This is a genomic window from Paenibacillus sp. CF384, from assembly GCF_900106745.1.
In the GTDB taxonomy this organism is placed as follows: Bacteria; Bacillota; Bacilli; order Paenibacillales; family Paenibacillaceae; genus Paenibacillus_Z.
In genome coordinates this window covers 1-5984 of the sequence record NZ_FNNV01000042.1, presented here as the reverse complement: position 1 = coordinate 5984, position 5984 = coordinate 1, and the positions used below count along the sequence as shown (strand labels likewise).

4 protein-coding genes are annotated in these 5984 nt (G+C 52.0%); 2 read left to right on the top strand and 2 right to left on the bottom strand.

Annotated features, from left to right (window positions below):
* Nucleotides 1-245 precede the first annotated feature (245 nt).
* Complete coding sequence (locus BLW29_RS31025) at nucleotides 246-899, bottom strand: formylglycine-generating enzyme family protein (protein WP_090986978.1); 654 nt, start codon at nucleotides 897-899, stop codon at nucleotides 246-248.
* Between the two features lie 177 nt (nucleotides 900-1076).
* Between BLW29_RS31025 and BLW29_RS31020 the strand changes: the two genes are divergently transcribed.
* Nucleotides 1077-2588, top strand: a complete 1512-nt coding sequence (locus tag BLW29_RS31020) for a peptidase G2 autoproteolytic cleavage domain-containing protein (protein ID WP_090986976.1) — start codon at nucleotides 1077-1079, stop codon at nucleotides 2586-2588.
* Nucleotides 2589-2664: 76 nt separating this feature from the next.
* Here the strand turns inward: BLW29_RS31020 and BLW29_RS31015 are convergent, their stop codons facing one another.
* Nucleotides 2665-3042: a nuclear transport factor 2 family protein gene (locus BLW29_RS31015; RefSeq protein ID WP_090986974.1), complete on the bottom strand. Its 378-nt coding sequence runs from the start codon at nucleotides 3040-3042 to the stop codon at nucleotides 2665-2667.
* 244 nt (nucleotides 3043-3286) lie between these two features.
* Between BLW29_RS31015 and BLW29_RS31010 the strand changes: the two genes are divergently transcribed.
* Nucleotides 3287-5365: a copper amine oxidase N-terminal domain-containing protein gene (locus BLW29_RS31010; protein WP_090986972.1), complete on the top strand. Its 2079-nt coding sequence runs from the start codon at nucleotides 3287-3289 to the stop codon at nucleotides 5363-5365.
* Nucleotides 5366-5984 lie beyond the last annotated feature (619 nt).

Here is a 5984-nt window from a genome sequence, read left to right as displayed (position 1 = left end):
CCTAAATGCTTCCCCATAACGGATCATCCCCTTAGCTAATAGTTTAAATTATTGGCTGAGAGGACTCCAGTTTAATTAAGGGGCCTTGGAGCAAAAAGCATCATTTGAGCGGGAATTGCCTCCTATATGGCGATACGAGATGAATTTGTTGTAAAAAGAGCAACATTTCCTCTGCGCTGCCTCTTTTCAGGGTAAATGTTGCACAAAAGGCAACATCTCGCACTCCCCAATGGCAATATGTCGCCTTACACTCCCGTCACTGTCCGAGCCACACGAAATCCAAGATCATCGATGCCAAAGGTCGGGTGGCTGCGACGGCGGCAAGTTGCTCCGCAGCCTCTGGCCTCTTCGGCCCAGCTTCCACCTCGAAAAATCCGATAAGAGCCGTACACTTCCTTATCATAGAGATCCCAGCACCATTCCCACACATTTCCGAGCATATCATACAACCCCCATGCATTCGGTTCCTTTCCACCTACCTCATGGACGATTCCCCCTGCGTTCTCCTCATACCAAGCAATCTGATCAAGCTCGCCGTATCGATAACCGGTAGTCCCTGCTTTACAGGCGTACTGCCACTCCGCTTCCGAGGGAAGTCGATAGCCGTCCGCATGCCAATTACACGCCACATCGTCGGAGGAACGAATCACATAACAAGCTTCCAATCCATCTCTCGCCGACAGCAAATTGCAGAACTTCACTGCATCCAACCAAGAGACGTTCACTATCGGCTTCATTGCATCACCATCCGAAGGAGCAGCTGCGTGACCCACGATCTCTCCGTACAACCCCGCTGTTACCGGATATCGCGCTAATAGAAAAGGTGCGATCTGAACCGTCCATTTGCTTTTCACACGGTCGTCCCTTAGTTCGACTTCTCCCCCAGGGATCTCCATCATTGTATTGTCGTCTACACTTTCCAAGCTATCGTGTGACACACTGCTCGCCTCCTTGCCGTGACTCCATTCTATATACGTTCAGAAAAAGAACTCTAGCATCCAAGCATAATCTCATTCATGTAATAATATGGAAATAGATTCACCATCATTATGGCTTACCAAAGGAGATGTTGCAACATGGCACCATGTAACGCACAAGCCACCGGGACATGCTCCGAGGCTGAAGGTTCAGATACGTTAGCAAGCGGGGACGCCTCCCACGCGGAAGGGTTTCAATCCACGGCGAGCGCTTTTGCCTCTCATGCGGAAGGATATGCCAATACGGCTCAAGGACCCGCTTCCCATTCAGAAGGCGGAAGTACGCTCGCGGAGGGAATCTATTCGCATGCCGAAGGCAGAGAAACGGCTGCCGCCAATGAGGCTTCGCATGCGGAAGGGTTTCTGTCCGTTGCAAGCGGTTTTGCCGCGCACGCCGAGGGCTACTTTACGATTGCGATTGGACCTGCTTCACATGCGGAAGGCGGCGGCTCGACTACGTCCGGCATCTATTCGCATGCAGAAGGTGAAGTAACACAAGCCATCGGCGACCGCTCGCATGCGGAGGGTATGAATACGATAGCGGGTGGGATGAATGCACATGCCGAAGGGGAGTTGACCCAAGCTTCCGGCTTGAATTCTCATGCCGAAGGAATGGAGACTTACGCTACCGCGCAATGCGCGCATGCCGAAGGAGAGAGCAACACCGCAAGCGGACGAGCATCGCATGTGGAAGGCAATCTGAACCTAGCCAGCGGCCTATTCGCGCATGCAGAAGGACAAAGCACAATCGCTAGCGGCGATGTCTCGCATGCCGAAGGAAACCAAAGCATTGCAAGCGGTCAATCCTCGCACGCAGAAGGAGCGATTACGACCGCAAGCGGATTTACCGCCCATGCTCAAGGCGTCAATACGGTCGCTGACGGTAGCTTTTCGCACGCGGAAGGGCAAAACACGTCCACAAACTCACTGGAAGGGGTACACATCATGGGGAAATTCGGCTCTGCCAATGAGCTGAGTTACTCGTGGTATTTGGCCAATGGAACCAGTCCGGAAGCGCCCGGCCTGGCAGCGAAAATATTAAGCACCGGCGATGTAAAAATCGACGGAACGGTCAGCAGCCCGGCTGCAGACTACGCGGAGATGTTCGAAACCTATGATGGACAACCGATCGAACCGGGCTATTTCCTTGCTCTCGTCGATGACAAGGTTCGGATCGCAACTTCTGCTGATCGCTACATGGTTGGCATTACCAGCGGCAAGCCTGCTTTTCTATCCGATAGCGCCGATCTGGGCTGGCATCACAAATATCTGACCGATGAATGGGGACGAATCCTCTATCAGGATGTACAGATTCCAGAGCGGCTCGATGCGTCGGGACAACTGCTCTTGCCTGAACGCACGGAACGGCAGCCTATCCTGAATCCCGATTGGAATCCGCTGCAAGACTACGTTCCACGGTTAAACCGGCCGGAGTGGGTAGCTGTAGGCATGGTTGGCAAATTACTGGTACGCGATGATGGTACCTGTCAGCCAGGCGGGCTATGTGCACCGAGCAATACAGGAATAGCCACCAGAGCTGACCAAGGGTATTATGTGCTCAGAAGAACTCGCCCGAATCAAATCCTAGTGTTATTGGGCAACCGCTATTAGAGCACTTCCTTCATCTGCAGAAGAAAAAACCGCCGAATCGGCGGTTTTTCTGCGCGTGCTCGGCCAGCTGTCGCAGCTAGAACATACCGTTCTCATTAAGTGAATGCTCCGGTATGGCCTGACCTAAATCCCACAATTCGACGATGCGGCCGTCTTTGAAGCGAAAGATGTGGACCACAGCGGCTCCGAGGTCATCTGGCTTCTGTTTCACATGGGAGTGGACCATAACGCAATCCCCTTCTTCGAGGGTGCGTTTGACTTCAAGTGTCTTGTGAGGGTTCAACTTCGCGTTCTCTTCCATTGCCAGCATGAGCGAATCTGCATCGCCGCGGAAGTAGGCATTGTGATGACGGAAGCTCTCTCCTACATATTGCTCGTAGGCTTCGCGCACCTTGCCCGAGGCTACCAGACTTAAGAACGTTACAGCCATCTCTTTAAGTGGTTTCGTATGCATTGCAATCATCCTTTCGATGAGAAAGTACAGGTTCTATTACAATTACCCGGTGATAGGAATGAGTCTTAGCCCACCGGATTTTTTCACCTATTTTAACACAAATCAGCAGCAAGCCGAACCGGCAACCGCTATTCCATTTCCGGTTACAATATTTCTTTTCCAAGCATCGCAACTTTCTGGTAAATAAAGTCGTTTAAACAGTGGTCATCTAATTTATCGCTATACAATAGAGAAGGAGTCGCGTATGAAACCACTTAAGCATTATTTTGTCTGTACACTGGCACTACTCACTTTATTTCAAACGTCGCCGCTATCCGCGGAAGGAACGGTCGATGCACCCGCATCTACGACCGATGCACCAGTAACGACTCCAACTACGACGGGGGACTCCACGATCGCGAATCCGATTGTGGACGTCGCCCCGATTAGCGGCATGCTCACACCGGACAACGAGCTTCTGCTGAAGAAGAACAGCACCGCGATGCTGTTCAACAAGAAGCCGCTGAAAGCCGCGCAGCCGTTAACGATCAAGAACGGCTCTTCTTATGCCGCGCTGAACGGGATTGCAGGTCCTTTCGGCTACAAGCTGTCTTATGACGCGAAGACCAAAGAGTCCATCGCGAAAGCCGGAGACATCGAGCTTCGATTCAAGCCGGGCAGCGATATCATTAAACGCAACGGCGAATCCGTGAAAGGACCTGGCCCGACCTTCCTCCTGAAGGGCTCGCTCATGGTACCGCTTCGCATGTGGTCCAATTTGACCGGAAGCCGCATTACAGCACGCGGTATCGACACCGTCATTACCTGGGCGGCACCGCCGTCTGCGGAATTCACCGTGCAGCCTACTGAAATTTTCGCACAACAAACGCTAGTTGATTATTTGGTGAATGGCGTTCCTACCGTAGTGGACGAAACCAACACCCATGAGCGCTGGGAAGGACGAGAGTCCATCTTCCAGGAAGCCGGTATGCATGTTGTAACGCACTGGGTGCAAGGCGAGAACGGCGTATGGAGCGAGCCATTCAGCGTTACCGTTAACGTGCAAATGCCGAATCAAGCGCCGGTAGCTGATTTTACAACGGATAAAACGACTTATCGCATCGGCGAGCCTGTCACCTATACCGATCTGAGCACCGACGACCGCAATGACATCATTTCTGCTAAATACACGGGTAACTCGCCTGCTTTCTTCACTGAAGGTCAGTTCCCGGTCACGCTCGAAGTCAAAGATGGCGGGCAGCTGATCGGCACCGTTACGAAGATGATTACCGTCATTCCGGAAATTTTGTACACCGAAGATGAGTTTAACCTGCTTTTCACGCCGGTTGGACGCAAATATACGATGGATGGCACGGCTGTGCGGAACTACCCGACCCTCTCCTATACGTACACGAATGAACCGGCAAGACTTGTACACAGCAACAGCCCTGAACGTTGGATGACGACAGGCCTTGTATATGACACAGAGCTTTCCGGCGCAACCCGCTTCCTTTTCTATAACGAGAATGGAGCAGGCTACCCGCTGAAAATGTACTTAGTAGCTACAAACACAAGCAGTACCGGCCAAGCTTCCGTCGGTATCGGCGCATGGGGCAAAGGCGGTCCGGACAAATCCACCATTATGGCTGGCAAAATGGCCACGATCCGCTATATGGATGCACTCAGCAAAAATGTACCGGCTAACTACGTGACCCTAGCTCCCGGCGAATCCAAGGTATTGCTCCCTGAAATGTCGAATGTACCGGTAAAGCCGGGGGATGTATTCTCCGCTTATGCCGATGTCGTTTCGACGACAACGATTCGCTACCGGATCGTCGTCGTACAGGATAAACAAGATCCGCTGCCGATTCTCGATTCCTTAACGGTCATGCCTCGCGATAATAAGCATGTTCGCGGCACATTCGATTACGCCGACCGCGTAATCGATCTCACCACCTCCGAAGCAGTCGGCGCGAAACCGCAGAGTATCTTGCTTGGGGACAGCAAGATCGATAAGCTCGTGGATGGAATTGACGAGATGACCGGCCTGCTGGAGTACGATTCCGGCAACTTCGGTGTCTTGTACAAAATGAAGGTGCTAGTCGCGCCTAACACGATTGTCGGCATCAATGCCAGAGGCGGCCACTATGCAGGAGCCTTCATCGTTAACGGGAAACTCGTGCCGGTTACAACCGACAGTGCGCTTCTGACCCAAAATGAAACTGCCGTGCTCTACCGCACAGGTGCAGCCGCGGAAACGCTCGACATCGTCTTCACGCTCGCATCCGGCAGCTACTTGCCGATCAACATGACCTTCCAACAAATGCCGCAGCTGCGTCAATAACAGCAGCGGATACATCAAAACGCCGCACAGCGAAGTTCACTTCGCCGTGCGGCGTTTTATTATGTAAATTGCTCGCTCCCCCACCTATCTCCGTGTAACTCCTCCACCGTCCTCCTCACAGTCGCTCATTTTCCCACTCATCTCAGAGTAACTCCCTATTGTCCACCTCACAGTCGCACATTTACCCACTCATCTCCGAGTAACTCCCCACCATCCACCTCACAGTCGCTCATTTACCCACTCATCTCCGAGTAACTCCCCTACGGTCCTCCTCACAGTCGCTCATTTACTCATTCATCTACAAGTAACTCCTCCACCGTCCTCCTGACAGTCGCGTATCTAGAGGAAATTTTGCATAACATGCAGCATTTTAAACGAAAAGAGAGGCTAGTGGAGAAAATGTTGCACGGAATACAACATTTTAGTCCAAACTAGCCTCCTGACTACCTTTCCATAGCCAAATGTTGCATATTGCGCAACATTTGGCTGTTTTAGCTCATTCTGAGGGGAAAATGTTGCATAACCGGCTCAGCCCCTTTAATCCGGAGTCCTTCCAGCCAAAAAACAAGTTCTCACAAGATTGCTTGTTTTTTCGCGCTGTTACATGGCTTTATGGAAC

Excerpts from the sequence above, each read along its gene's own strand:
- BLW29_RS31025 (WP_090986978.1), bottom strand. The coding sequence starts at position 899 with ATGATGGAGATCCCTGGGGGAGAAGTCGAACTAAGGGACGACCGTGTG.
- BLW29_RS31010 (WP_090986972.1), top strand. The coding sequence starts at position 3,287 with ATGAAACCACTTAAGCATTATTTTGTCTGTACACTGGCACTACTCACT.
- BLW29_RS31015 (WP_090986974.1), bottom strand. The coding sequence starts at position 3,042 with ATGCATACGAAACCACTTAAAGAGATGGCTGTAACGTTCTTAAGTCTG.
- BLW29_RS31020 (WP_090986976.1), top strand. The coding sequence starts at position 1,077 with ATGGCACCATGTAACGCACAAGCCACCGGGACATGCTCCGAGGCTGAA.